This window comes from Achromobacter sp. (assembly GCF_049647645.1).
Taxonomy (GTDB): Bacteria; Pseudomonadota; Gammaproteobacteria; order Burkholderiales; family Burkholderiaceae_B; genus Achromobacter.
In genome coordinates this window covers 1-24,806 of record NZ_JBARYB010000188.1, presented here as the reverse complement: position 1 = coordinate 24,806, position 24,806 = coordinate 1, and the positions used below count along the sequence as shown (strand labels likewise).

Annotated in this window: 21 protein-coding genes; 15 read left to right on the top strand and 6 right to left on the bottom strand. The window is 64.6% G+C overall.

Annotated elements, in window-relative coordinates; all coding sequences use genetic code 11:
* Positions 1-129 precede the first annotated feature (129 nt).
* The 7 genes from dnaE to WBB14_RS21390 are packed head-to-tail and all read left to right on the top strand — an operon-like array spanning position 130 to position 9,294.
* A complete protein-coding gene (gene dnaE, locus WBB14_RS21420; protein WP_424241611.1) occupies positions 130-3,624 on the top strand; it encodes a DNA polymerase III subunit alpha in 3,495 nt (1,164 codons plus the stop codon).
* Positions 3,621-4,721 (top strand): glycosyltransferase family 4 protein, encoded by a 1,101-nt coding sequence (locus WBB14_RS21415; protein WP_424241610.1) that lies wholly within the window; start codon positions 3,621-3,623, stop codon positions 4,719-4,721. Before dnaE ends, WBB14_RS21415 begins: the two co-directional genes overlap by 4 nt.
* On the top strand, positions 4,718-5,566 hold the full coding sequence (locus WBB14_RS21410) for a polysaccharide deacetylase family protein (RefSeq protein ID WP_424241609.1): 849 nt from the start codon (positions 4,718-4,720) through the stop codon (positions 5,564-5,566). The genes WBB14_RS21415 and WBB14_RS21410 overlap by 4 nt, the downstream gene beginning before the upstream one ends.
* Entirely contained in the window at positions 5,563-6,315 is a 753-nt protein-coding gene (locus WBB14_RS21405) for a glycosyltransferase family 2 protein (protein ID WP_424241608.1), read from the top strand. The genes WBB14_RS21410 and WBB14_RS21405 overlap by 4 nt, the downstream gene beginning before the upstream one ends.
* Positions 6,312-7,421: a glycosyltransferase family 4 protein gene (locus WBB14_RS21400; RefSeq protein ID WP_424241607.1), complete on the top strand. Its 1,110-nt coding sequence runs from the start codon at positions 6,312-6,314 to the stop codon at positions 7,419-7,421. The genes WBB14_RS21405 and WBB14_RS21400 overlap by 4 nt, the downstream gene beginning before the upstream one ends.
* Positions 7,422-7,445: 24 nt before the next feature.
* Positions 7,446-8,171, top strand: a complete 726-nt coding sequence (locus tag WBB14_RS21395; RefSeq protein ID WP_424241606.1) for a polysaccharide deacetylase family protein — start codon at positions 7,446-7,448, stop codon at positions 8,169-8,171.
* Positions 8,146-9,294 carry a glycosyltransferase family 4 protein gene (locus WBB14_RS21390; RefSeq protein ID WP_424241605.1) on the top strand — a complete coding sequence of 383 codons (1,149 nt, stop codon included), beginning with the start codon at positions 8,146-8,148 and terminating at the stop codon, positions 9,292-9,294. The genes WBB14_RS21395 and WBB14_RS21390 overlap by 26 nt, the downstream gene beginning before the upstream one ends.
* 34 nt (positions 9,295-9,328) lie before the next feature.
* Here WBB14_RS21390 and WBB14_RS21385 read toward each other — a convergent pair whose 3' ends face one another.
* From WBB14_RS21385 to WBB14_RS21375, 3 genes are read right to left on the bottom strand one after another with little or no spacing between them, the layout of a single operon-like run.
* Positions 9,329-9,619 carry a YkgJ family cysteine cluster protein gene (locus tag WBB14_RS21385; protein ID WP_424241604.1) on the bottom strand — a complete coding sequence of 97 codons (291 nt, stop codon included), beginning with the start codon at positions 9,617-9,619 and terminating at the stop codon, positions 9,329-9,331.
* Complete coding sequence (locus tag WBB14_RS21380) at positions 9,610-10,374, bottom strand: YdcF family protein (RefSeq protein WP_424241603.1); 765 nt, start codon at positions 10,372-10,374, stop codon at positions 9,610-9,612. Before WBB14_RS21380 ends, WBB14_RS21385 begins: the two co-directional genes overlap by 10 nt.
* Positions 10,375-10,390: 16 nt before the next feature.
* Complete coding sequence (locus WBB14_RS21375; RefSeq protein WP_424241602.1) at positions 10,391-11,362, bottom strand: glycosyltransferase family 9 protein; 972 nt, start codon at positions 11,360-11,362, stop codon at positions 10,391-10,393.
* 107 nt (positions 11,363-11,469) lie between these two features.
* Between WBB14_RS21375 and msbA the strand changes: the two genes are divergently transcribed.
* From msbA to WBB14_RS21355, 4 genes are all read left to right on the top strand, one after another.
* The gene (gene msbA, locus WBB14_RS21370; protein WP_424241601.1) at positions 11,470-13,245 is read left to right on the top strand and encodes a lipid A export permease/ATP-binding protein MsbA; all 1,776 of its coding nucleotides are present in this window, start codon (positions 11,470-11,472) and stop codon (positions 13,243-13,245) included.
* Positions 13,246-13,429: 184 nt separating this feature from the next.
* Positions 13,430-15,235 carry a monovalent cation:proton antiporter-2 (CPA2) family protein gene (locus WBB14_RS21365; protein ID WP_424241600.1) on the top strand — a complete coding sequence of 602 codons (1,806 nt, stop codon included), beginning with the start codon at positions 13,430-13,432 and terminating at the stop codon, positions 15,233-15,235.
* A gap of 121 nt (positions 15,236-15,356) precedes the next feature.
* Positions 15,357-15,587, top strand: coding sequence for a hypothetical protein (locus WBB14_RS21360; protein WP_424241599.1), 231 nt, complete (start codon positions 15,357-15,359; stop codon positions 15,585-15,587).
* Between the two features lie 157 nt (positions 15,588-15,744).
* Positions 15,745-17,199 (top strand): diguanylate cyclase domain-containing protein, encoded by a 1,455-nt coding sequence (locus WBB14_RS21355; RefSeq protein ID WP_424241598.1) that lies wholly within the window; start codon positions 15,745-15,747, stop codon positions 17,197-17,199.
* A 69-nt stretch (positions 17,200-17,268) separates the two neighbouring features.
* Here the strand turns inward: WBB14_RS21355 and WBB14_RS21350 are convergent, their stop codons facing one another.
* Complete coding sequence (locus tag WBB14_RS21350) at positions 17,269-17,970, bottom strand: DUF3053 domain-containing protein (RefSeq protein ID WP_424241597.1); 702 nt, start codon at positions 17,968-17,970, stop codon at positions 17,269-17,271.
* A gap of 183 nt (positions 17,971-18,153) precedes the next feature.
* Entirely contained in the window at positions 18,154-19,047 is an 894-nt protein-coding gene (locus WBB14_RS21345) for a LysR family transcriptional regulator (RefSeq protein WP_424241596.1), read from the bottom strand.
* A 219-nt stretch (positions 19,048-19,266) separates the two neighbouring features.
* Between WBB14_RS21345 and WBB14_RS21340 the strand changes: the two genes are divergently transcribed.
* The 4 genes from WBB14_RS21340 (at position 19,267) to WBB14_RS21325 (ending at position 23,018) form a co-directional block, all read left to right on the top strand.
* The gene (locus WBB14_RS21340) at positions 19,267-19,806 is read left to right on the top strand and encodes a TRAP transporter small permease (RefSeq protein ID WP_424241595.1); all 540 of its coding nucleotides are present in this window, start codon (positions 19,267-19,269) and stop codon (positions 19,804-19,806) included.
* A complete protein-coding gene (locus tag WBB14_RS21335) occupies positions 19,803-21,074 on the top strand; it encodes a TRAP transporter large permease (protein WP_424241594.1) in 1,272 nt (423 codons plus the stop codon). Before WBB14_RS21340 ends, WBB14_RS21335 begins: the two co-directional genes overlap by 4 nt.
* 65 nt (positions 21,075-21,139) lie before the next feature.
* The gene (locus tag WBB14_RS21330) at positions 21,140-22,126 is read left to right on the top strand and encodes a TRAP transporter substrate-binding protein (protein WP_424241593.1); all 987 of its coding nucleotides are present in this window, start codon (positions 21,140-21,142) and stop codon (positions 22,124-22,126) included.
* Positions 22,127-22,184: 58 nt separating this feature from the next.
* Complete coding sequence (locus tag WBB14_RS21325; RefSeq protein WP_424241592.1) at positions 22,185-23,018, top strand: NAD-dependent epimerase/dehydratase family protein; 834 nt, start codon at positions 22,185-22,187, stop codon at positions 23,016-23,018.
* A gap of 2 nt (positions 23,019-23,020) precedes the next feature.
* Here WBB14_RS21325 and rng read toward each other — a convergent pair whose 3' ends face one another.
* Positions 23,021-24,484: a ribonuclease G gene (rng, locus tag WBB14_RS21320; protein ID WP_424241616.1), complete on the bottom strand. Its 1,464-nt coding sequence runs from the start codon at positions 24,482-24,484 to the stop codon at positions 23,021-23,023.
* Between the last annotated feature and the right edge of the window lie 322 nt (positions 24,485-24,806).

Sequence of the window (24,806 nt, the reverse complement as noted above, 5' to 3'; positions counted from 1 at the left end):
GTGCGTAAATCTCATGTCAACAATGAAGCATGACGTGCAACGTGTATTGTTACACAGGCGCCTGCGTAGTCCTTTGCGCAAGCGCAGAGGCCTCGGCTTGGACCGCGTTGACTAGGTACAATTCCCTTTATGTCCGAAGAAGCCGTAACAACCCCGTCCCCATTTGTCCATCTGCGCGTTCACTCCGAGTTTTCGGTCGTGGACGGCCTCGTGCGCATCCCCGATCTCATCAAGCGCGTGGCCAAGCTGGGCCAGCCCGCAGTCGCCTTGACGGATCTGTCGAACCTGTTCGGCCTGATCAAGTTCTACAAGGCCGCGCGCGGCGCCGGCATCAAGCCGATTGCCGGCTGCGATGTTTGGCTGTCCAACGATGACGATCCCGCCAAGCCTTTCCGCCTGTTGCTGCTGGTGCGCAACCACCAGGGCTATCTCAATCTCTGCGAATTGCTGTCCAAGGCCTTCCTGACGAACCAAGGCAAGGGCCGCGCGGAGATCCGCCGCGAATGGCTGCAGGGCCAGGAGGGCCTGATCGCCCTGTCCGGCGGGCGCATGGGCGACGTGGGCCAGGCGTTGGAAGCGGGCAACGCCGTGTCGGCGCTGGCCCTGGCGCGCCAGTGGGCGCACCTGTTCCCGGGCAGCTACTACATCGAGTTGCAGCGCGCCGGCATGGATGGCGACGAAGCCTATACCCAGGCCGCCATGCGCCTGGCGGGCGAGGCCGGCCTGCCGGTGGTGGCGACGCATCCGGTGCAGTTCCTGGACGAATTCGAGTTCCAGGCGCATGAGGCCCGCGTCTGCATCGCCGAAGGCGAAATCCTGGCCAACCCGCGCCGCGTGCGCCGGTTCAGCAAGGAACAACACCTGCTCAGCTCCGAGGAAATGGCGCGCCGCTTCGCCGACGTGCCTTCGGCGCTGGCCAACACGGTGGAAATCGCCAAGCGCTGCAACCTCAGCCTGGTGCTGGGCAAGCCGCGCCTGCCCAACTTCCCCACGCCGGAAGGCGTGGGCCTGGACGACTACCTGGTCCAGCTGTCGGAAGAGGGCCTGGAAAAGCGCATGGAGTTCCTGTTCCCGGACGCCGCCGAACGCGAGTCCAAGCGCGAGCAGTACTACGAACGCCTGCGCTGGGAATGCAAGACCATCATCCAGATGGGCTTCCCTGGGTACTTCCTGATCGTGCAGGACTTCATCAACTGGGGCAAGAACAACGGCGTGCCGGTGGGGCCGGGGCGGGGCTCCGGCGCGGGCTCGCTGGTGGCCTACGCGCTGGGCATTACCGACCTGGATCCGATCCGCTATGACTTGCTGTTCGAGCGCTTCCTGAATCCCGAGCGGGTCTCCATGCCCGACTTCGATATCGACTTCTGCCAGGACAACCGCGAACGGGTCATCGACTACGTCAAGGAAAAGTACGGCCGCGCCGCCGTGAGCCAGATCGCCACCTTCGGTACGCTGGGCGCCAAGGCCGTGGTGCGCGACGCCGGCCGGGTGCTGGACATGCCCTATATGTTTTGCGATGGCCTGTCCAAGCTGATCCCTTTCAACCCGATGGATCCCTGGACCCTCGAACGGACCCTGAAGGACGAACCCGCCTTCAAGGACCGCTACGAGCAGGAAGAAGAAGTGCGCGCGCTGGTGGACCTGGCCAAGCCGCTCGAAGGCCTGACCCGCAACATCGGCATGCACGCCGGGGGCGTGCTCATCGCGCCCGGCAAGCTGACCGACTTCTGCCCGCTGTATTGCCAGCCGGGCCAGGAAAACAGCGCGGTTTCTCAGTTCGACAAGGATGACGTCGAGGCCGCCGGCCTGGTGAAGTTCGACTTCCTGGGCCTGCGCAACCTGACCATCCTGGACTGGGCCGTGCGCTACGTGCGCCAGTTCAACGAGGACAAGCGCGACTTCGACGTCATGGCCCTGGCGCTGGACGATGCGGCCGCCTACAAGATCCTGTGCGACGCCAATACGACCGCGGTGTTCCAGCTGGAATCGCGCGGCATGAAGGAGTTGCTGAAGAAGCTGCGGCCCAACACCTTCGAAGACATCATCGCCATGCTGGCCCTGTATCGACCGGGGCCGCTGGAATCGGGCATGGTGGACGACTTCGTCAACCGCAAGCACGGCCGCGCCGCGGTGGACTACTTCCACAACGACCTGGAAAGCACGCTCAAGAGCACCTACGGGGTCATCGTCTACCAAGAACAGGTGATGCTGATCTCGCAGATCATCGGCGGCTACTCGCTGGGCGGCGCCGACCTGCTGCGCCGCGCCATGGGCAAGAAAAAGCCCGAGGAAATGGCCAAGCACCGCGAGCTGTTCGAACAGGGCGCCAAGGAAAAGGGCCACGACCCGGACTTGGCGGTCAAGCTGTTCGACCTGATGGAGAAGTTCGCGGGCTACGGCTTCAACAAGTCGCACTCGGCCGCGTACGCGCTGATCTCGTACCAGACGGCCTGGCTCAAGGCCTACCATCCGACCGAGTTCCTGGCCGCCACCATGTCCTCGGACATGGACGACACCGACAAGGTCCAGATCTTCTGCCGCGACGCCCAGGACAACGGCGTCGAGGTGCTGCCGCCGGACGTCAATTTCTCGGGCTACCGCTTTGAACCGGTCGCCGACAAGCACACCAAGAACGGCAAGCCGCCGCGCACCATGCGCTACGGTCTGGGCGCGGTCAAGGGTACGGGGCAGGGCGCGGTCGAGGACATCCTGCGCGCGCGCAAGGAAGGCGGCCCCTTCCTGAATCTGTTCGACTTCTGCCGCCGCGTCAGCAAGCAGGCGGTCAACCGCCGCACCATTGAAGCCCTGATCAAGGCCGGCGCCTTCGACACCATCGAACCCAACCGGGCCGCGATGCTGGCCTCGGTGCCCACCGCCATGGAAGCCGCCGAGCAGGCGGCGCGCAGCGCCAACCAGGCCTCGCTCTTCGGCGACGACAGTGGCGACGTGGTGGCCGGCGAACTGGCCAAGGTCGCGCCCTGGGACCTGCACAAGAAGCTGACCGAGGAAAAGTCCGCGCTGGGCTATTACTACAGCGGCCACCTGTTCGACGCCTGGCGCGACGAAGTGCGCCGCATCGTGCCGATGCAGCTGGTGCGGGTTGAACCGCAGCGCGACCTGCAATGGATGTGCGGCGTGCTGGCCAGCGTGCGCGTCATGATGACCCGCCGCGGCAAGATGGTCTTCGCCGTGCTGGATGACGGCACCGCCCAGGTGGAGATCTCGGTCTTCAACGAGCTCTACGAAAAGCACCGCAACCGCTTGCGCGAGGACCAGCTCGTCATCGTCCAGGGCAAGGTCAGCAATGACGACTACTCCGGTGGCATGCGCATCGTGGCCGAACAGCTCTATGACCTGCAGCTGGCGCGCGAAGCCCGCGCCAAGTCGCTGCGCGTCAGGCTCAACGGCAGCGCCGACGCCGCCCGCCTGCGGCAGATGCTGAACCCGTTCCGGGCCGAGCCCGAGAACGGCATTCCCGGCGTTCCGGTCGATATCGTCTATACCAAGAATAATTTCCTGTGCACGGTCCGCCTGGGCGAAGAATGGCGCGTCCGCATGGCCGACACGCTGCTCGCCAACCTGAATGAATGGACCAAGCCGGATGGCGTGGAGGTCACCTATTGATGCCTATGCGTATCGTTCACTCGGAAGCCGCAACCAGCTTTGGCGGCCAGGAAGGCAGGATCTTCAAGGAGATGACCGCCATGCGCGCGCGCGGCCATCACATGGAAGCGATCTGCCAGCCCAAGGCGCTATTGGCCGAACGCCTGTCGGACGCCGGCTTCCCCGTGCACACCCTGGAAATGGATGGCGCGGTCAATTACCTGAAGGGCATCGCCACCATCCGCGGCATCCTGCGCGAAGGGCGTTTCGACGTGCTCAACACCCACAGCCGACGCGATACGGTCATCGCGGCCGCGGCCGGCCGGCTTGCAGGGACGCCGCTCATCGTGCGGACACGGCATCTGTCCAATAAGGTGGGATCGCTGTGGTCCTACACCTGTCTGCCGCACAGGGTCACGACAGTCAGTGACCATGTGCGCCAACACCTCATCGACCGCGGCGTGCCGGCCGGCAAGGTGGCCACCGTCTATTCGCCCATCGTGCTGCCGCCGCCAGTGGAGCGTTCCACCCTGCGCGAGGAACTCGGCCTGGCCGCTGAAGACATCGTCGTCGGCTGCGTGGCCGTGATGCGCGCCACCAAGGGCCACAAGGACCTGATCGACGCGATCGCGCCGCTGATGGCCAGCCGGCCCAAGCTGCATCTGGTGTTCGTCGGCGGCGGTTCGCCGGTGTTCGAGCAGACCCAGGCCTATGTGGCCGAACTGGGGTTGCAGGACCGCATCCACCTGATGGGCATGCGGCGCGACGTGCCCAATCTGCTGGCGGGCTTCGACCTCTTCGCCCTGGCGACGCAGCAGGAAGCGTCCGGCACCGTCTACGTCGAGGCGCAGGCCAGCGGTTTGCCCGTGGTCGGCACGGACGTGGGCGGCGTGTCGGAAATGTTCCGCGACGGCGAAACCGGCATCCTGGTTCCGCCCAAGAACCCCGAAGCCCTGACCGCCGCGCTGGTGCGCCTGATCGACGACGCCGATCTGCGGCGGCGCATGGGCGAAGCCGGCCGCAAGATGGTCTGGGACGAGGGCGTGTTCTCGCCGGCCCGCCTGGCGGAAACCACCGAGGCCGTCTATACCAAATGGCTGGCGGAGCGCGCGGGATGAATGCGCCCAACGTCCCGGTGCTGATGTATCACCACGTCACGCCGGCCGGCGGCATGATCGCCGCGACGCCCGAGGTGTTCGACGCGCAGATTTCGCGCTTGGCCCGCGCCGGCTACCAGTCCTTGTCCGCCGACCAGTTCGCGGCCTACCTGGCCGGCGGCGCCGCGCCCGAACGCTCGGTGCTGATCACCTTCGACGACGGCTACCTGAACAACTGGGTGCACGCGCATCCGGTGCTGGCGCGCCACGGCATGCGCGCCGTGCTGTTCACCATTACCGGCTGGATCGGCGACGGGCCGGTCCGCCCGCATGCGGGCCAGGGCGGCCCCTTGCCAGCCACGCCCGACCACGACGCCTGCAAGCAGCTGGTGGCGGCGGGCCGCGCCGACGAGGCCATGCTGCGCTGGAGCGAGATCGAGGCCATGCAGGCGGCGGGCACCTTCGAGTTCCATTCCCACACGCATACCCATACACGCTGGGACAAGGTCTGCGGCGCCGATGCCGACGCCAAGCGCGCCCATATCGCCCAGGAGTTGCGGGATTCCCGCGACACCCTGGCGCGCCGTCTCGGATCCGCCAGCGACCACCTCTGCTGGCCGCAAGGCTATTTCGACGCGGACTACGTGGCCGCGGCGCGGGCTGCCGGGTTCCGGCACTTGTACACTACCGACCCTTTCGGCCAGAACTCCCCCGGCGCGGATCCCGAACACATTTATCGTTTCGCGGTGCGCAACCAGGGCGGATCCTGGCTGAACCGGCGCATCTGGCTGTCGCGCGATCCCTTCTGGGGCCCGCGCTTTCACGCCTGGAAGGCCTGGAAAAAGCGTCTCAGGAATCGCGGATGAAGCTATCTGTCATCATCATCACCAAGAACGAGGCGGCGAACATCGCCGCCTGCCTCAAATCCGTGGCCTTCGCCGATGAGTTCATCGTGGTGGACTCGGGCAGCACCGACGGCACCGTCGAAGTCGCGCGCGCCCTGGGCGCCAGGGTGGAAGTCACCCCGGACTGGCCTGGCTTCGGCCCGCAGAAGAACCGCGCGCTGGACCTGGCCACGGGCGACTGGGTGCTGTCGATCGACGCCGACGAGCGCGTCACACCGGAACTGGCCCAGGAAATCCAGGACGTGTTGCGCGCGCCGCGCGCCGACGCCTACGAGATCGCGCGCCTGTCGAATTTCTGCGGCCGCGACATCCGCCACAGCGGCTGGTGGCCCGATTACGTGCTGCGCCTGTTCAAGCGCGGCACGGCGCGATTCAACGACGTCGCCGTGCATGAGCGGGTGGTGCCGGCCAACGGCAAGCCGCTGCAGATGCGCGGCTATTTCCACCACTATCCCTACGACAACCTGGATGCGCTGATCACCAAGGTCAACCGCTATTCGTCCGACGCCGCCGCCATGATGTACGCCAAGGGACGGCGGACCTCGATCTTCGGCGCGTTGGGCCATGGCTTCTGGACCTTTGTGCGGATCTACCTGATCCGGCGCGGCTTCCTGGACGGCAAGCACGGCCTGGTGCTGGCCGTCGTCGCCTCGGCCGGCAGCTTCTTCCGCTATTCGAAGCTGATGTTCCTGGCCGAGAAGAAGAAGTGAAGATCCTCTACACCAACTTCCACGCCGGCAATGGCGGGGGGCACGTCACCTACGTCATCAATCTGGCCAAGGCCCTGTCCAAGGACCACCAGATCACAGTCGCGGCGCCCGCCACCAGCCGCCTGTACCGGTACGCCAAGGCGATTCCGGGCGTGGCGGTCGAGGACATGCAGTACACCACGCGGCCCTCGTCCTGGTTCAAGGACCGCGCGCGTCTGCGCCGCCTGATCAAGGCCGGCGGCTTCGACATCATCCATGCCAATGGCTCGGCCGACCACAAGCAGGTCATGCTGGCTACGCTGGGCATGCGCCGCCGCCCGCGCATCGTCTTCACCAAGCACAACGATCACCCGCTGACGAGCTTCGGCCACAAGTTGCGCGTGGCCCTGGCTACCGACCACGCCATCGCGGTCAGCGACTACGTGCACGGCCTGATGCAGCAGTCGCCCTACGGCAAGCGTCCCATCACCACCATCCGCCACGGCATCGACACCAATTTCTTCGCGCCGCCGCCGCCGGAAAGCCTGGACAAACTGCGCGCCATCTTCTTCGGGCCCGACTGGCAGGGCAAGCTACTGTTGGGCAGCGCTGGTGGCACCGATTACGACAAGGGCTGGCTGGACCTGGTGGCAGCCGCGGCCGCCCTGCCGCCGGAAGATCGCGCACGCGTATTGCTGATGGTGGCGGGCGATCCGCCCAACGAGGCCAAGCTCGCACGGGTGCGGGAACTGGGCATGATCGACCAGGTCCGCTTCCCCGGGCTGCTCGACGACGTGCGGGCGGCGCTGGCCTCCTGCCATGCCGGCTTCGTGCTGTCCTACCGCGAAGCGCTGTCGTTCGCCTGCCGCGAGATCATGGGCCTGGGGCTGCCCGCCCTGGTCAGCGACGCGGGCGGCCTGCCCGAGAACGTCACCGACGGCGTGGACGGCTGGATCGTGCCCGCGCGCGACGTGCCCGCCATCACCGCCAGGCTGCGCTTCATGCTGGACCATCCCGACGCGGTGCGCGCCATGGGGGCCCGGGCGCGGGAGACCAGCCTGCGGGATTTCAATCTGGAACGTTTCGCCGCCGCCACACTGGACGTATACCGACGCACGCTGGGATAAGGCCGGGCTTTATAATCCGTCCCTATGTCTATCCCCATACTCATGTACCACCAGATCGGCGAGCCCAATCCCAAGGGCACGCCGTTCCGCGGCCTGACGGTGCACCCCGACAGCTTTGCCCGGCAGATGCGCTGGATGCGCAGGCTGGGCTATCGCGGCCTGTCCATGCGCGACGTCATGCCTTATGTGCGCGGCGAACGCCAGGGCAAGGTATTCGGCCTTACGTTCGACGACGGCTACCGCAACGTGCACCACAACGCCATGCCGGTGCTGAGCGAACTGGGTTTCACCGCCACCAACTATTTCGTGGCGCACCAGTTCGATGGCGGCAACGTCTGGGATCTGGAAAAAGGCATTCCGTTTTCGGCGCTGATGACCGTGAACGAAATGCGGGAATGGGCCCAGGCCGGCAACGAAGTCGGCTCGCACACGCTGGACCACGTGCACCTGCCCGAAATGTCGCCCGACGAGGCCCGCCGCCAGATCGTCCAGTCCAAGGACGAGCTGGAGCAGGCGCTGGGCGCGCCCGTCACCGCCTTCTGCTATCCCTATGGCGACCACGGTCCGGAACACCGGGCCATGGCGCGCGAGGCCGGCTACGACAACGCCACGCTGACCCAGCGCGGCCTGGCGGCGGCCTCCGACGACCCCTTCGGATTGCCGCGGGTAACGGTGTCGCGCTCCACCAACATCATCCGTTTCCTGCAGAAGTGCCTGACCCGGTATGAAGACACCCGCCGGCGCGCTTGAGCGGCGGCTGCGCATCGCGCTGCTGGTTGACCGCTTCGGCAATCGCTTCGGGGGCGCGGAAGCCTACGGCGTGGAACTGATGCGGGTGCTCGGCCAGCGCCATGACGTATCCGTCGTGGCGCGCGACTTCGACAGCGACCTGCCGTTTCCCTTCCTGCCCATACGCTTTCCGAGCTGGCTGCCGAGCTGGATGCGGGTGCTGTATTTCGCCTGGCGCGCCGACCGCCTGACCCGCGGCCGCTATGACATCGTGCATTCGCACATGAACGGCTGGGCCGGGGAAATCCAGGTCATGCATGTGACGCCGGTGCGCTACAACCGGCTGACCCGCGTCACGCCTTTGCAGCGCCTGACCGCCTGGCTCAGTCCGCGCCTGGCCACTTATCTGCTGCTGGAAAAGCTGCGCGTGCGCCGGGCGCCGGCAAGGCGCGTGGTGGCGGTGTCGGGCCTCATCATGGATCAATTGCACCGCAGCTACGGCCCGCAGCTGCCGGTGGACATCATCGCGCCCGGGGTCAAGCTGCCGACCGCGGCGCAAACGGAAGGCCGCGAGGCCACCCGCGCCAGCCTGGGCTGGGACGCAGGCACCATAGGCTGTCTGCTGGTGGCCCGCAATCCCTTGCGCAAGGGATTGCCGGCACTGTTGGATGCCCTGGCGCAACTGCCGCCGCAGTACCGGCTGCTGGTCGTGGGGGCGGACGAGCCTACCCGCGAACGCGTGCGCGCGGCCGGCGCCATCGCCAGCCGCGTTACCCTGATCGATCCCACCCCCGACGTCGCCCGCTACTTCAGCGCCGCCGACATCTATGCGCATCCGACCCTGAACGACAGCTACGGCATGGCGCCGCTCGAAGCCATGTCGCACGGACTGCCCGTGGTGGTGAGCTCGCCCGCCTACTGTGGCTTCGCGCAGTACCTGTCGGCGGGCAAGGACGCGCTCATCCTGCAGGACCCGCGCGACGGCGCTCAACTGGCCCAGGCGCTGGAGCGGCTGGGTTCTGAACCGGCATTGCGGGCGGCGCTGACCGAGCGCGGCCTTGAGATCGCCCGCGAGCAAAGTTGGGAAACGGTGGCGGCGCGCTACGAGGCGCTGTACGACAAGGTGCTGCAAGAGCGCGGCTGAGGGCGGGCGCGGGTCCAGGCTTGCCGGCTGCGCGTCAATGGCCGGGAGCCGTGGCCTGTTCGAGTTCGCCCAGCCACTGGATCGCGTGCTCGCGGCTGGCGCCGCACATCTCGGCCTGGGGCTGCAGCCCGCCACAGAAATCCGGGCGCGACGGCTGGCCGAAAATCGCGCAGCGCATGTCCGGCAGCAACTGGATGCAGGGCACGCCGGCAGGTTTGCCCGCAGGCATGCCGGGTATCGGCCGGGTGATCGACGGCGCGATGCAACAGGCGCCACAGCCGGGCCGGCATTCCAGCGCGGCCGGCGCCTGCGGGTTCAGACCCATCCGCGCAACCAATAGACGAACAGGCCGGCATACTCCTTGATGATGGAGCGGCTGGCGTCGAATGTGCGCTGGTCCGGCAGCCACAGCGGCAGCGAGCCGTCCGCGGGCGCCACGATCTGCGGCGGCGCTGGAGCGGCGACGGCTTCCACGCCTTGCTTGGAAAAGGCCGCCATCGCCCGCGGCATATGTAGCGCTGATGTCACCAGCAGGACCTTGCCGATTCCGCGCGACTTGAGCTGGTCCTCGGTCAGGGCTGCGTTTTCATAGGTGGTGCGGCTGGAGTTTTCCAGGATCAGGGCCGTTTCCGGCACGCCTTGCTGGCGGATGGCGTGCGCCATGCCGCGGGCTTCGCTCACGTCGCCTTCGAGCGCCCCGCCCGACAGCAGCACCTTGGGTGCGCGTCCGGCCAGATAGAGCTGGGCCGCCGTGTCCACGCGCACCACCGCCGTGTCCTTGTCATAGGGCAGGAACCAGTTGGCGCGGCCATTGGCGGTATTGCCGCCCAGCACCACGATGGCGTCGGCCGTCGGTGACTCCGAGGGCGCCAGGTGCGGATAGCGGGATTCCAGCGCGCCGCCCAGCCAAAGCGAAGTGACCGGCAGCGACCAGGCCAACGCCCAAAGCAAGCCCGCAACAATCAGGGCGCCGCCGGTCTTGCGCAGCCGGAACAGGCCCAACACCAGCCCGATGACGACCAGTGTCACGCACAAGTTGTAAGGAATGATCAAATTCGTGAGATAGCTGGACAAGGTCATTTTGAAACAATCCTGATTACTGCGTCTCGTCCAGCAGGAGGTTGGCCTGCTGTTCAACTTCCTCGACGGACGGCCATGCATGCTCCGAGCCTACGCAGACGGCCCGCGGCGACCACGGGCCGGTACGGCCCGGCCGCGTCACGCCGAACAGGGTCAGTTCCCTGGCATCGGCTGCCGCAGCCACGTGCGAGACGCCGGAGTCGTTACAAATCACCAGCGCGGCCCGCGCTGTCAGCGCCGCGAACGCGCCCAGGGACAGGGGAGGCAGCAGCAGCGCCGTGGGAGCATTGCGCCGGGCCTCCTCGGTTTCGGCCGGAGGGGGGCACATTACCACGGTATGGCCGCGAGCCTGCAGAGCGCGGGTAAGTGTATCGAATCCCGGCCAGACCTTGATCTTGCCCTTGTGCAGGCCCGTGGCCGTCGGGGCGATCAGCACGAAACGCTGGCCCGCCAGTCCGGCCGCCTCCAGCGCCAGATCGGCGGCGCCCCGGTGGGCGGAGGTCAAGGGCAGGTCCAGGGTCGGGCCAGGTTCGGCCGGGCCGCTGGACAGGCCCCAGCGGGTCAGGGCCTCGCGGGTCAGGTGATGCCAGGACTGGACCGCGTGCAGCGAGTCGTTGGGCTTGGCAACGGGCCAGCGCAACAGGAAGCTGCGGCCGTCGTCGCGATAGCCGGCCGAAGGCAGCCCCGCCAGCCGGAACACCAGCGCGCTGGACAGCGAGTCCGGCAGCAGCAGGCCGCGGGCGCGGCGCCCCTGGGCGCCCAGGCCGCGGCGGTGGGCGCTGACCGCCGCCCGGTCGGGACCGACCTTGCCGCGCATGGGGATGAAATCCTGCTTAGCCACTCCGTCGAGCAGGTCGCGGGCCCAGGGGCGGGCGCAGATCACCAGGGGCAGGCCGCTGGCGTGCAAGGCGCGCAGGCTGGGCAGGCTCATGCAAACATCGCCCACCCAATTGGGCAATCGGACGTACAGGCAGCTGATATCGGACATGTAAGGGCGCTGGGCGCGTTAGGGCTGAAAGGGGCACGGTCCGGACGGCGACTTGTCGCGCAGCCGGTACAATTCTCGCCACAATTGTATAAAAGCGAGTGATCCCTTTGAATTCTGCCGCACGCAACGCGCCCGCGAGCTCCCAACCCGTCAGAGCTGAACTCTGGAGCCGGATTTACAGCCGCGTGGGCTCCTACTGGAAGGGATTGTTGCTTGCCGTCCTGCTAATGGCCGGCGCGGCCGCCACGCAGCCGGTCCTGGCCGTCATCATGAAGCCCCTGCTGGACGGTGGCTTTTCGGGCGCCAAGCCGTACTACGTCTGGGCCTTGCCGCTGGCGGTGGTGGGGCTGATCCTGTTGCGCGGCATCTGCAACTTCTTCAGCGACTACCTGCTGGCCTGGGTGGCCAACAACGTGCTGCTGGGCATGCGCCGGGACATGTTCGAGCGCCTGCTGGGCCTGCCGGACGCCGATTTCAAGCAAGGCGACACCGGCCGCCTGCTCAACCGCTTCACCATCGACGCCGGCAACGTCACCGGCTACGCCACCGATGTCATCACGGTGCTGGTGCGCGAAACCCTGGTCGTCGTCGCCCTGATCTGCGTGCTGCTGTACATGTCCTGGGTGTTGACGCTGATCATCCTGATCATGCTGCCGGTGTCGGTGCTGATCTCGCGCTTCTTCATCAAGCGCCTGCGCCGCATCAACCGTGAAACCGTCAACATGAACGCCGAGCTGACCCGCGTCGTCGGCGAAGGCATCGACGGCCAGCGCGTCATCAAGCTGTTCGACGGCTATGAAGTCGAGCGCGGCCGCTTCGATTTCGTCAGCCGCCGCCTGCGCCGCTTCGCCATGCGCACCGCCACGGCGGACGCCGCCCTGACGCCGCTGACCCAGGTCTGCATTTCCATCTCGGTCGGCGCCGTCATCGCCGTGGCGCTCAGCCAGGCCAACCACGGCGCGCTGACCGTGGGCAGCTTCGCTTCCTTCATGGCCGCGCTGGCCCAGATCTTCGATCCCATCAAGCGCCTGACCAACGTCGCCGCCCGCATGCAGAAGATGCTGGTCTCGGCGGAAAGCGTGTTCACGCTGATCGACCAGAAACCCGAAAACGATACCGGCACGAAGCAGCTGGCCGAGCCCGTGCGCGGCAAGGTGGAGTTCCGTCACGTCAAGCACCGCTTCCCCGACGCCGACCGCGATACGGTCAACGACATTTCCTTCACCGTGGAACCCGGCCAGACCGTGGCCCTGGTAGGGCGCTCGGGCAGCGGCAAGACCACCCTGGTCAATATGCTGCCGCGCTTCGTGCTGGCCGACAGCGGTTCCATCCTGGTGGACGACACGCCGATCGACGAGCTGACCCTACGCAGCCTGCGCTCGCACCTGTCGCTGGTCAGCCAGGACGTGGTGCTGTTTGACGACACCATCGCGGCCAACGTCGGCTATGGCGCGCTGGGCAAGTCCAGCGAACAGAAAGTGCGCGATGCGCTGGCGGCGGCCAACCTGCTGGAATTCGTCGAAGGACTGCCGCAGGGCCTCAATACGCCGGTGGGCGAAAACGCGGCCCGCCTGTCCGGCGGCCAGCGCCAGCGCCTGGCGATCGCCCGCGCGCTCATCAAGAACGCGCCCATCCTGATCCTGGACGAAGCCACCTCCGCGCTCGACAACGAATCCGAACGCCAGGTCCAGGCCTCGCTGGAGCGCCTGATGAAGGGCCGTACCACGCTGGTCATCGCGCACCGCCTGTCCACGGTGCAGAACGCCGACCGCATCATCGTGCTGGACGCGGGCAAGATCGTCGAACAAGGCCCCCACGCCGAGCTGCTGGCCGCCAACGGCCTGTACGCCTCGCTCTACAAGATGCAATTCCGCGACGATTGATCCGCGCCGGGCGTCCCGGCCAGGGTCCGCCCGGCGGCTGTTTTTTCCTGTCGCATTTCCGGATTGCCAAGCGCCCGGATTGCCGGAAAATGGAGCCGGGCCTGCCGGCAGGCCCGGCTCCGGCCCGATCCGGGCGGGGCGGCGCCGCCAGGCGCTTTGGTCCGCCGTGCATCAGGAGCGCCCCATGTCCCTGCCTGCCGAAGGCAATCAGCTAGTCAATGTCGTCGTCCTGCTGGGGGCTGCGGTCGTCGCGGTTCCCCTGTTCAAGCGCCTGGGGCTGGGATCCGTCCTCGGATACCTGGCCGCCGGCCTGGTGATCGGCCCGTTCGGCCTGGGCTTGTTCTCCGATCCCAAATCCATCCTGCACGTGGCCGAACTGGGCGTGGTGATGTTCCTGTTCATCATCGGCTTGGAAATGCAGCCCTCCCGCTTGTGGAAGCTGCGCGGCGAGATCTTCGGCCTGGGCGTGGCGCAGGTGCTGGCTTGCGGCGGACTGCTGACGGTGGTCGGCCCGCTGGCGGGGTTGTCGGCCCCCGCGGCTTTCATGGCGGCGATGGGCTTCGTACTGTCGTCCACCGCCATCGTCATGCAGATACTGGCCGAGCGCGGCGAAGCCGCCAGCGCGCAGGGCCAGCGCATCGTCTCGATCCTGCTGCTGGAAGACCTGGCCATCGTGCCCTTGCTGGCCCTGGCGACTCTGCTGGCGCCGGCTGACAATGCCAGCCATGGCGATCCTTGGCTGCAATCCGCCATCGCGGTCGCCTGCATCCTGGCGCTGCTGGCCGCCGGCCGCTGGCTGCTCAATCCCTTGTTCCGTCTGCTGGCCGCCGCGCATGCGCGCGAGGTCATGACAGCAGCCGCCTTGCTGGTGGTGCTGGGCGCGGCGCTGTTGATGGAGCTGGGCGGCCTGTCCATGGCGATGGGCGCCTTCCTGGCGGGCGTGCTGCTGTCCGAGTCCACCTTCCGCCACCAGCTGGAGGCCGAAGTCGAGCCTTTCCGCGGCATTCTGCTGGGCCTGTTCTTTCTGGGCGTGGGCATGTCGCTGGACCTGTCGGCGGTGGCCCGCGAATGGCCGCTGATCCTGGCTGCGGTCGTGGTGTTCATGCTGGTGAAGTCGGTGGGCGTGTACGTGGTGGCGCGAGTGCTGCGCGCCACCCACGCCGAGGCCATGACCCGCGCGGCCTTGCTGGCGCAGGGCGGCGAATTCGCCTTCGTGCTGTACGGGGCGGCGGCGGCTGCCGGCATCTTCGACGCGCACACCGGTGCGGTGCTGACCGCGGTCGTCATCATTTCAATGGCGCTCACGCCGCTGTGCGTGCTGGCGCTGCGCTGGCTCCTGCCCAAGCCGCAGCCTTCGATGGAGGACGTGGACGTGGCCAAGGATCTGGAGGGCTGCGCGCTCATCGTCGGCTTCGGGCGCTTCGGCCAGATCGTGACCCAGGCGATGCTGGCGCGCGATCTGACGGTCTCCATCCTGGATACCGATACCGACGCGATCCGGGCGGCGGCCAAATGGGGCGTCAAGGTCTATTACGGCGACGGCACCCGCATCGACATGCTGCGCACCGCCGGCGCGGAGAATGCCTGCGCCATCCTGATCTGCATCGACGACCCCAAGGCGGTCAATCACATGGTCAAGCTGATCAAGGCCGAATTCCCGCTGGTGCGGGTGGTGGCGCGCGCCTATGACCGCATCCATTCGCTGGCGCTGGCCAAGGAAGGGGTGGATTACCAGGTGCGCGAAACCCTGGAATCGGCGCTGGCCTTCGGCGAGGCCGCGCTGCGTGTGATCGGCGTGCCGGCCGATGAAGCCGCCGAGGTGGTGCTGGACGTACGCAGGCGCGATACCGAGCGTTTCGACCTGGAAGTGGCGGGCGGGCTGTTCGCCGGCCGTTCGCTTCTTTACGGCAATATGACCAGCGCCCCGGATGGTCGCAACGACCAGCCCGACCGCGAATCCGAAAGGACCGCGGCCAGCCCATCCGCGTAACCGACTATTTCCTGATCGTTGCATTACTTTTCGCATCATTTCACGCGCAGACGCTGGTGACTGAGGTAGATTTGTCCGCACTGACTCTTCATCCATGATGAGCATTTGCCAGGGGGCTGCCATGCTGCAATCGGATCGGATTTCCACGACACCGCACGCTGTTGGAGTAGAACTGGCCCGGCGGCAGGCCTTGGCCTTGCGCTGCGGATTCTCGGCGGGCTCCATGCGCGAACTGATGTCGCACACGGGCGGCTCGGGCGCCGCATGGTCTATCGGGGCGCACCGCGAAACCGACAGGGCCAGGGGGGCCAAGGCCTTTCCATTCCGCATCGCGGCGGTCGCGGCGACCTGAGGAACGGCCAAGGCGGGCGGCGAGGGGACTTTTTAGGGCCGGATCTTGCGCGGCATGTCCGGCAGCGGCATCATCAGCGGCGTGAATCTTTGCCGTAGTGATCCGCGTCCCCCGACGTCCCCTGCGTAGGAGCGCCGTATTGAAGTCTAGCGGGCTTATGCATCGCGCCTTGTATGCATTGGCGGTGCTCGTCGCAATCGGCATCTGCGCGGCTGCGGTCGCGCTGCTCTGGATCGACCGCCAAGCCACCTGGGAATCCGCCCACGCCTCGGCGCGCAACATCACCGGCGTGCTGTCCGCGGATATCAGCCGTACCCTGCATGTCTACGACCTGTCGCTGCAAGGCATGGCGGAGCGCCTGCGCGAACCCGGGCTCGATCGGCTCGCGCCCGAAACCCAGCACCGCTTCCTGTTCGATCGGCCATCCACGGCCGAATACCTGGGCGCCGTGGTGGTGCTGGATAAGGACGGCAACATCCGCTACCACTCCGGGGATCTTGATGTGCCGGACGTGAGCTTCGCCGACCGGGATTTCTTCCAGGTGCATCGCGATGCCGACGACGTCGGCATGTATGTCAGCAAACCGTACCGCAGCCGCCTGCGCGGCGGCGACGAGAGCATCGCCATCAGCCGGCGCCTGTCCAATCCGGACGGCAGTTTCGCTGGCGTGGTGGGCGGTTCGCTGCGCCTGGCCTACTTCCGTGACCGCTTCGCCGCGCTGTCCATCGGCGAGCGTGACGAGATCAGCGTCTTCCGCAACGATGGCCTGCTGCTGCTGCGCGCCCCGTATTCGCTCAACGACCTGGGTAGCGACATCGGCATGGCGCTGGATTTCCAGCAGTTCCTGATCCGCCGCGAAGGCTCGTTCGTGGGCGCGCTGTCGCCGGACGGCGTGAACCGCTACTACACCTTCGCCAGCATCGAGGACACGCCGCTCATCATCGACGTCGCCATGGACGTGGATGAACTGCTTGAGCCCTGGGATCGCCGCGCGCTCTTCATCATCCCGGTGACCACGGCGTTGCTGCTGTCGGTGGTGGCGCTGATCGTGCTGTTCAGGCGTGAGATGGCTTTGAGAAAGGCGGTCGAGACGCAGCTGGCGATACAGGCGCGCACGGACGGACTTACCGGCCTGGCCAACCGGCGCGCGTTTGACGAGACGCTGGCGCGCGAATGGCAGAATGCGCGCCGCGAACGCGTGCCGCTTTCGCTGCTGTTCCTGGATGCGGACCATTTCAAGCGCTACAACGACCGCTATGGCCACCAGCAGGGAGACCAGTTGCTGGCTGCCCTGGCGCGCGTGCTGAAGAAAAAGGCCCGCCGTCCGCGCGATCTGGCGGCCCGTTACGGGGGCGAGGAATTTGTCGTGTTGCTGCCCAACACCAGCAGCCAGCGCGCCGCGGAGATTGCGGAGAGCATACGGCGGACAGTTGCAGGCCTGAAGGTCCCGCACGAGGACGCCGCGGCCGGCATCGTCACGATCAGCGTCGGGGTCGCGACTTCGGTGCCGCAGGTCGACGATAGGCTGGACAGTCTGGTGGAGGCGGCCGACGCTGCGGTCTATCGGGCCAAGGAGTCCGGCCGCAACCGCGTGGCGGTCGCAGGGACCTGATCCGGCGCGGCATGAAAAAGCCCCGCCGCGCTGATCGCGCGGCGGGGCTTTTTTTGGTGCCGCCTTGGCTTAGCGGCCGACCATCACGGCCTGCATGCGCGTCTGCGCCTGCTGCACGTTCTTGGCTTGCGCATTCAAGTCCTGCAGCAGCTGGTTCAGCTCGGCTTGCACCGCGGGATCCTGCACCTTGACGATGGGGCCGGAAATATCGATCTGCGCGGCGTGTGCGGCGACGTAATCGGCGATCTTCAGGCTGCTGTCGAAGGTCGCGTTCAGTTGCGGCAGCACATCGCGGAAGGTGTCGGCCGGCAGGCTGACGGTCTTCTCATAGGCCTTGTCGTACACGGCCTTCAGGTCTTCCGGCTGCTTGAGTTGCGCGCGGGCGGCGTCAGTCTTGGCCTGCTGTTCCTTCAGCGCCACGCCCATTTCATTGAGCGAGACCTGCACGGCCTTCAGATCGTCGCGGCGGGTCACGATGTCGTTCAGCGAGCGCATCGCGCCTTTCTGCATGATGCCGGACAGGGGCTTCACCGAGGCATCCATGCCCGCGTTGAAGTCGGTGATCACCGCATATTGCGCCGCGTAGTCGCCGAAGGATTTCTTCTCTTCATCCGTCAACTGCGGGACGCGCACGCCGGGCTTGTCGACGATACGGGTCTGCAGGAACTGCGTGAACGCGGCACGCTGTTCAGGTTCCTTGTTGCCGCAAGCGGCCAGCATCAGCGGCAGTGCCGCGGCCAGCACCAGGAACGGACGGAATAGGGACTTCATCGAATCAATCTCCGAAAAGCGGAATAAGGAAATTTTCAGGGTATACCCTGAAGGCGCCCGCAGCTTATCGGCTCGTCTTCTTTATCGCCATCGCTTTCAGAATTGTTTGCAATCGAATCGTTAAGAAACACAATTCACACATAATGAAGTGAAATCCCGCGCGCTACCTGTTAAGGGTCCGCCTTATTTCTGAGTAGCAATTTCCCGCAGCGCCGTAGTAAGCAGTTCAGCGGAGCGCGACAGCGAGCGGCCCGCACGCCGCAGGATGCCGATGTGGCGATATAGCGGGGGGTTGCTGATCGAGACGCAGCGCAGTCGGTTGGTGTCGCCTTCGCGGGCGGCCAATTCGGAAAGAATGGCCACCCCGAGCCCCTGCGCCGCCATCGCCAGCACGGTCGAGTTGTAGACCACCTCATACGCCGCTGGCAGCGAGATTTTCAATTTGTCGGCCGCCGCTTCGATGTGCGTGCGGATGCTGCTTTCCCGCACCGGCAATATCAGCGGATGCTCGGCCAGATCCTTGAGCGTCACGGTATCCGGCGTGGCCCAGGGATAGTCATGCGCCATGTAGGCGCAGAAGCGGTCGGTCACCAACTGCTCCCAGACCAATTCCTGATCGCGCTTGATCGGGCTGCCTATTCCAAAGTCGACCTCGCCGCTGCGAGTCATGTCGTTGACGCGGGAGGCTACCGTGTCCCGCACACAGACGGTAATTCGGGGGTAATCGCGATTCAGCCTGTGGATGGCCTGGGGCAGCAGGCCGGCCGCCAGCGAGGGTAGGACGGCAACGGTTACCGTGCCCCGCTCGCGATCGCTGGTATCGCGCGCATGGGTGACCAGGTCTTCGATTTCGGCCACCAGCTTTTCGATCCGAGGAAAAAGCTCCTGGCCCCGAGGCGTCAGGCTGACGCTGCGGTGGTTGCGGTCGAACAGCCGCGTGCGCAGATGGGACTCGAGCTGCTGGATCTGTATGGTCAAAGCCGACTGGGAAATATTCAGTTCGTGAGCCGTCCTGGTGAAGTTGCCCAGACGCGCAATCGTGAGAAAAGCACGCAACTGCTTGAGATCACTCAACATTTTAGAAACTCCGGTTCAAGGCGCAGCAGCTGGACGATCGCTTTTTTTGAAAAGACTGTTCTGTTATTTGAATTTTACGAATCGCACGCCGCTGAGTATATTTCCTATCGAACGCCTGGCTCAAAAAGGCGGCAAATAAATAAATGAGACAAAGAGGGAGGGCTCCGCATGGCCGGGTATTGTGCCTCACACCAGAGGCTTCAAACGCTGCAGCGAATAATGGATTCGATAAACGCCGCAGCTGAAAAGTGCGCCGGACTTTTTCTTATAGGAATGGTCCTGGCTATTTCAATTTCTGTGTTTGTACGGCTGCTCTACACCTATACGGGTATTCCCTTCTCCACGCCCTGGGCGGAAGAGCTGGGCCGCTTCATGATGGTCGGCAGCGTCTTCATCGGCGGCGCCGTCGCCACCTACCGGCTGCGGCTGATCGGCGTCGATGCGTTCATAGGAATGGTGCCGGAGTCGGTCGCCCGCTGGCTGCGCGTGGTGGCGCATATCCTGACCTTGATGCTTGCGCTGCTCTTGGCCTGGAAATCGATCAGGTTGATAGAGCTCGGCATGAGGCAGACCTCGCCGGCAATGGAAATGCCCATGGCATACATCTACATATTCATGTTTGCCGGCTGTGTGCTGATGAGCCTGAATACCTTCGCGCATGTCATCAAGGAATTGCTGAGCGTCGAAGTGTCGAAGCTGGGCGGCGAGGCGGAAAGAACTGCCGCTGCCATGCAAAATAGTGAAGGAGGGGCGCTGTGATCCCGGTTCTGTTCTTGTCATTCACGGCGATCCTGATCATCGGCGCGCCCATCGTCACGGCGCTGGGCATGTCGGCTGCGTTCGCCTTGCAGGCGGGCGACCGCTCGCTTCTCATCGTGGCGCAGATGGCGTTCCAGTCGCTGGATTCGTTCAGCCTGATGGCGGTGCCGTTTTTCATCCTGGCCGGCCATCTCATGTCCTCCGGCGGGGTCGCCACCAGATTGGTGCAGTTGGCGAATGCTTTCGTCGGTTGGATCCGGGGCGGCCTGGGCGCGGTTGCGGTGCTGACGTCGCTGCTGTTCGCGACGGTTTCCGGTTCCTCGTCCGCGACCACCGCCGCGATCGGCTCCGTGCTGATTCCGGAAATGGAAAAGAAGGGCTATCCGAGATCATTCGCGGCCTCCATTGCCGCTTCCTCCGGCGAGCTGGGGGCGATCATTCCGCCGTCGATCCCGATGATCGTGTACGCGTTGACGGCGAACGTGTCGGTCGGATCGCTGTTTCTCGCCGGCATCCTGCCTGGCCTCTTGATCACCGTATCGCTGATTCTGACGGTCTGCCTGGTCGCCCGCTTCCAAGGCTTCGACGAAGTCACTGCGGTGAGCTTCGGCGGTTGGTTGAAAGGTGTCTTGGTAGCCCTGAAGGATGCGACGCTTGCGCTGATGATGCCGGTCATCATTCTGGGCGGGATCTACGGCGGATTATTCACCGCAACGGAAGCTTCTTGCATCGCAGTGCTCTACGGGCTTGCGCTCGGACTCTTCGTCTACAAGGAAATAACGGTCAAGGATCTGCTCGGCATTTTTGCGCGCTCTGCGGTGATGTCCTCCATCATCCTGCTGATCGTGGCCTTCGCCGCCGTGTTCGCGTACTTGCTGACCATCAACCAAGTGCCGCAGCAGGTCGCCGCCATGCTCGGATCGGTGACCACCAATCCGATCGTGTTTTTGCTGCTGGTGAACGTCATGCTGTTCCTGGTCGGCATGTTCATCGAGGCATTGGCGGCGATCCTCATCATCGTGCCCATCCTGGCGCCGATCAGCCTGGCCTTCGGCATCGATCCCATCCATTTCGGGATGATCGTCATCACCAACCTGGCGGTCGGCATGGTCACGCCTCCGGTCGGCGTCAACCTGTTCGTGGTGTGCGAAGTCGCGCAGTTGAAAATGCACCAACTGGCGAAGTATCTGGTGATTTTCCTTGCCGTCCTGGTGATTGATGTCCTGATTATTTCTTACGTGCCTGCCATTAGCACTTTTTTCTTATAAAAAATAAATCAGCCGCCTGGTGGCCATATTTGTCCCGGGCGGCTGGAAAATCGAGGAGATGGAAAATGAAAATGTTCAAGAAATTGTTTGGCGCCGGCGTCCTTGGTGCCCTGATGTTCTCTACGCCGTCGCATGCGCTGAACATGGATGTCGGGCACACGCTGACGACGGACAGCCCATTTCACGTGGGGGCGCAGAAGTTCGCGGATGTGCTGAAGGCGAAATCAAACGGGAAGATCACGATTTCCGTGTTCCCTCACTCGCAGCTGGGCGGCGAACTGACCATGATCCAGGGCGCGGTGGCGGGGGCGACTGACCTGGTCATCACCGGCCAGCCGACCTTGAACGGCATCGTCAAGGAATTCCTGGTCTTTGACTCGCCGTTTCTGTTCGATAGCGTCGAGCAGGCCAACCAGATTCTCAACGGTCCTGCCGGCGACAAATTCATGGAAGTTCTGCCCAAGTACGGCCTGGTCGGCCTGGGCTGGTTTTCGGCGATCGAGCGCAATGTCTTCGGCAACCGGGCCGTCAATTCGGCTGAAGACCTTAAAGGCATGAAGATCCGCGTCATACAGTCGCCGGGATATGTCGAAAGCTACAAGGCCCTGGGCGCGCAAGCCACGCCCATGGCTTATTCGGAGTTGTATCTGGCCCTGCAGCAGAAGGTGCTCGATGGCGGCGAAACGACGCCGGACCAATTTGTCTCTGACAAATTCATCGAGGTTTCCAAGTACTTCAATATGACACACGTCAATATTCATCCGGCGCTGCTGCTCATGTCGAAGGACCGTTGGGATCGCTTTTCGCCCGCAGAGCAGAAAATGATCAAGGAGTCTGCGGACGAGGCCATGGCCTATGCCCGTGACTACTACAAGAAGGTTTACGACGAGGGCATGAAGACGATGCAAACGAGGGGAGTGTCCATCGTCTATCCCAGCAATCTCGATTCTATGGTGCAGGCCACGCGGCCCGTCGTGAAAAAGCTGGTCGGCGAGGCTCCCAATGGCCAGGCGCTCTATGACGCGCTGATCGCCGCCAAGCAGAAGCAGTAACGGCCGCGTACGGCATCGGCCCCGGCGCTTTCATATTCAAGAGAAACTGGACAGATTGATGACACCCTTCAACAAACCCGAAAACCTGCGCGTGCTGATTACCGGAGCGGCCGGAAACATCGGCCTGTGTCTGCGCTCGCACCTGCGTGGCCGCTATGCCTTGCTGCGCTTGGCCGACATCGCGCCGCAGGAACCGGCGCAGGCAGGCGAGGAAATCTGCGCCATGGACGTCCGGGACATGGAGTCCCTGGAACGCTGCATGGAGGGTATCGACTGCGTCATCCATCTGGCCGGTATTCCCGGCGCCGATGTCTGGGAAAAAATCCTGCCCATGAATATCGAAGGTTGCTACAACGTATTCGAGGCTGCCCGGCGCCAGAATGTGCGCCGTATGGTTTTCGCCAGCTCGAATCACGCGATCGGCTATCACCGCCGGGAGAAGTTTCTTGATGACACCGTGCAACCCCGTCCCGATTCGCTGTATGGCGTATCGAAGGTATTCGGCGAGGGCCTGGGCCGCATGTATGCGGACAAGTACGGCATGTCCGTCGCCTGCCTGCGGATCGGGACGTTCCGCACGCCCGACCGCCCGAGCGAAGCCCGGCAGCTATTGACCTGGATCAGCCACCGCGACATGGCGCAATTGGCCGCACGCTGCGTTGAACACGAGTCCTATCATTTCACCGTGGTCTACGGGGTGTCGAACAACCTGCGCAACCGCTGGGACAATTCCAACGCGAAATTCCTGGGTTATGCGCCGCAGGACGATTCCGAGGTTTTCGCCCCGGAAATCCTGGCCCAGAACATCCCCGAGGATCCCATCGCGGCCCAATTCCATGGGGGCTTTTATTGCCCCCTGGAATTTGTCGGCACCGCGGAAAGGATATCCTGAAATCAGACCAGGATGATGTCGTATTGTTCTTGCGAGTACGCGCCTTCCACTTCCAGCGAAATGCGCTTGCGCACGAAGTCGCCCAGCATCGCCAGGTGCTGGCTTTCTTCTTCGAGGAACAGGTCGACCACCTCCTGCGAGGCGAGGATGCGGAATTCCTTGGGATTGAATTGCCGCGCCTCGCGCAGGATCTCGCGCAGGATTTCATAGCAGACGGTGCGCGGCGTGCGCACGTTGCCGCGCGCCTCACACATGGGGCAGGGCTCGCATAGCTGGTGCGCCAGCGAGTCGCGGGTGCGTTTGCGCGTCATTTCCACCAGGCCTAGCTGCGTAAAACCGTTGACCGTCATGCGGGTGCGGTCGCGCGACAGGGCCTTTTTCAGTTCGGCCAGCACGGTTTCGCGGTGTTCCTGTTCCTCCATGTCGATGAAGTCCAGGATGACGATGCCGCCCAGGTTGCGCAGCCGCAACTGGCGGGCGATGGCCTGGGCCGCTTCCAGGTTGGTCTTGAAGATGGTGTCGTCGAAATTGCGGCCGCCCACGAAACCGCCGGTATTGACGTCGACCGTGGTCAGCGCCTCGGTCTGGTCGATGATGAGGTAGCCGCCCGACTTCAGATCCACTCGGCGCGACAGCGCCCGGGCAATCTCGTCGTCCACGTTGGCGGTGTCGAACAGCGGACGCTCCCCGCTGTAGTGCTGGATGCGGTCCACCACCGAGGGCGTATAGATGCGTGCCCATTCCAGCATCGCGGCACTGGTCGTGCGGGAATCCACGAGTATGGCGCCGGTGTTCGGGCCCACCATGTCGCGCAGCACGCGCTGCGCCAAGGTCAGATCCTGATGCAGCAGGGCAGGTGCGGGCTGGGTGCGGGCTGCCGCCTGGACGCTGGTCCACAGTTTGCGCAGGTATTCCAGGTCCGCCGTCAGTTCATCGTCGTTGGCGCCTTCCGCCTGGGTGCGGACGATGAAGCCGCCTTTTTCCTCCGCCGGCATCAACGCCTGCAGGCGTTCGCGTAGCTGGATGCGCTCGGATTCGTCGTCGATCTTCTGCGAAATGCCGATATGCGGGTCGTGGGGCAGGTAAACCAGCATCCGGCCCGCCATGCTGATTTGGGTTGAAAGCCGTGCGCCCTTGGTGCCCAGCGGGTCTTTGACCACCTGGACCATGATGGTCTGTCCCTCGAAAAGTAGCTTTTCGATGGGCGTGGGTGTGAGACCCTGACTTCTTTCGCCCCGATTCTCGCGCAGATCGGCGATGTGTATGAAGGCCGCGCGCTCCAGTCCGATATCGATGAAGGCGCTCTGCATGCCAGGCAGCACGCGGACCACCCGCCCAAGATAGATATTGCCGACATGGCCCCGTTGGATGCTGCGTTCTACGTGCAGTTCCTGTACCGACCCTTGTTCCACCAGCGCAACGCGGGTTTCGAAGGGGGTGACATTGATCAGGATATCTTCGCTCAGGGCGATGGCTGGGGGCATAGCGTGTTCGTCTCCAGTAGAGTGCGGCGTACAGGCGAATAGTAAACGTAGGGCCAGGCGGGCGAGACAACTATCTATATAGGGCGGCTGCAAGAGTTCCACTATATATAGGGGCAGGCGAGGTGTGGCTCCTGCATGGACCTACGGAACCGCCGTGCTGCGCCACGCGCAAAAATCTGTGCTATAGTCTCGCTCCTTCGCAGTTCAGACAGTTTTGAACCGCGAAGCCAAGCAAGCACAACAGGTCGGGCAAGAGGATTCGAGCCAGGTCTGCCGCAAAGCTTCAGAAATGAACGCAGCGCGG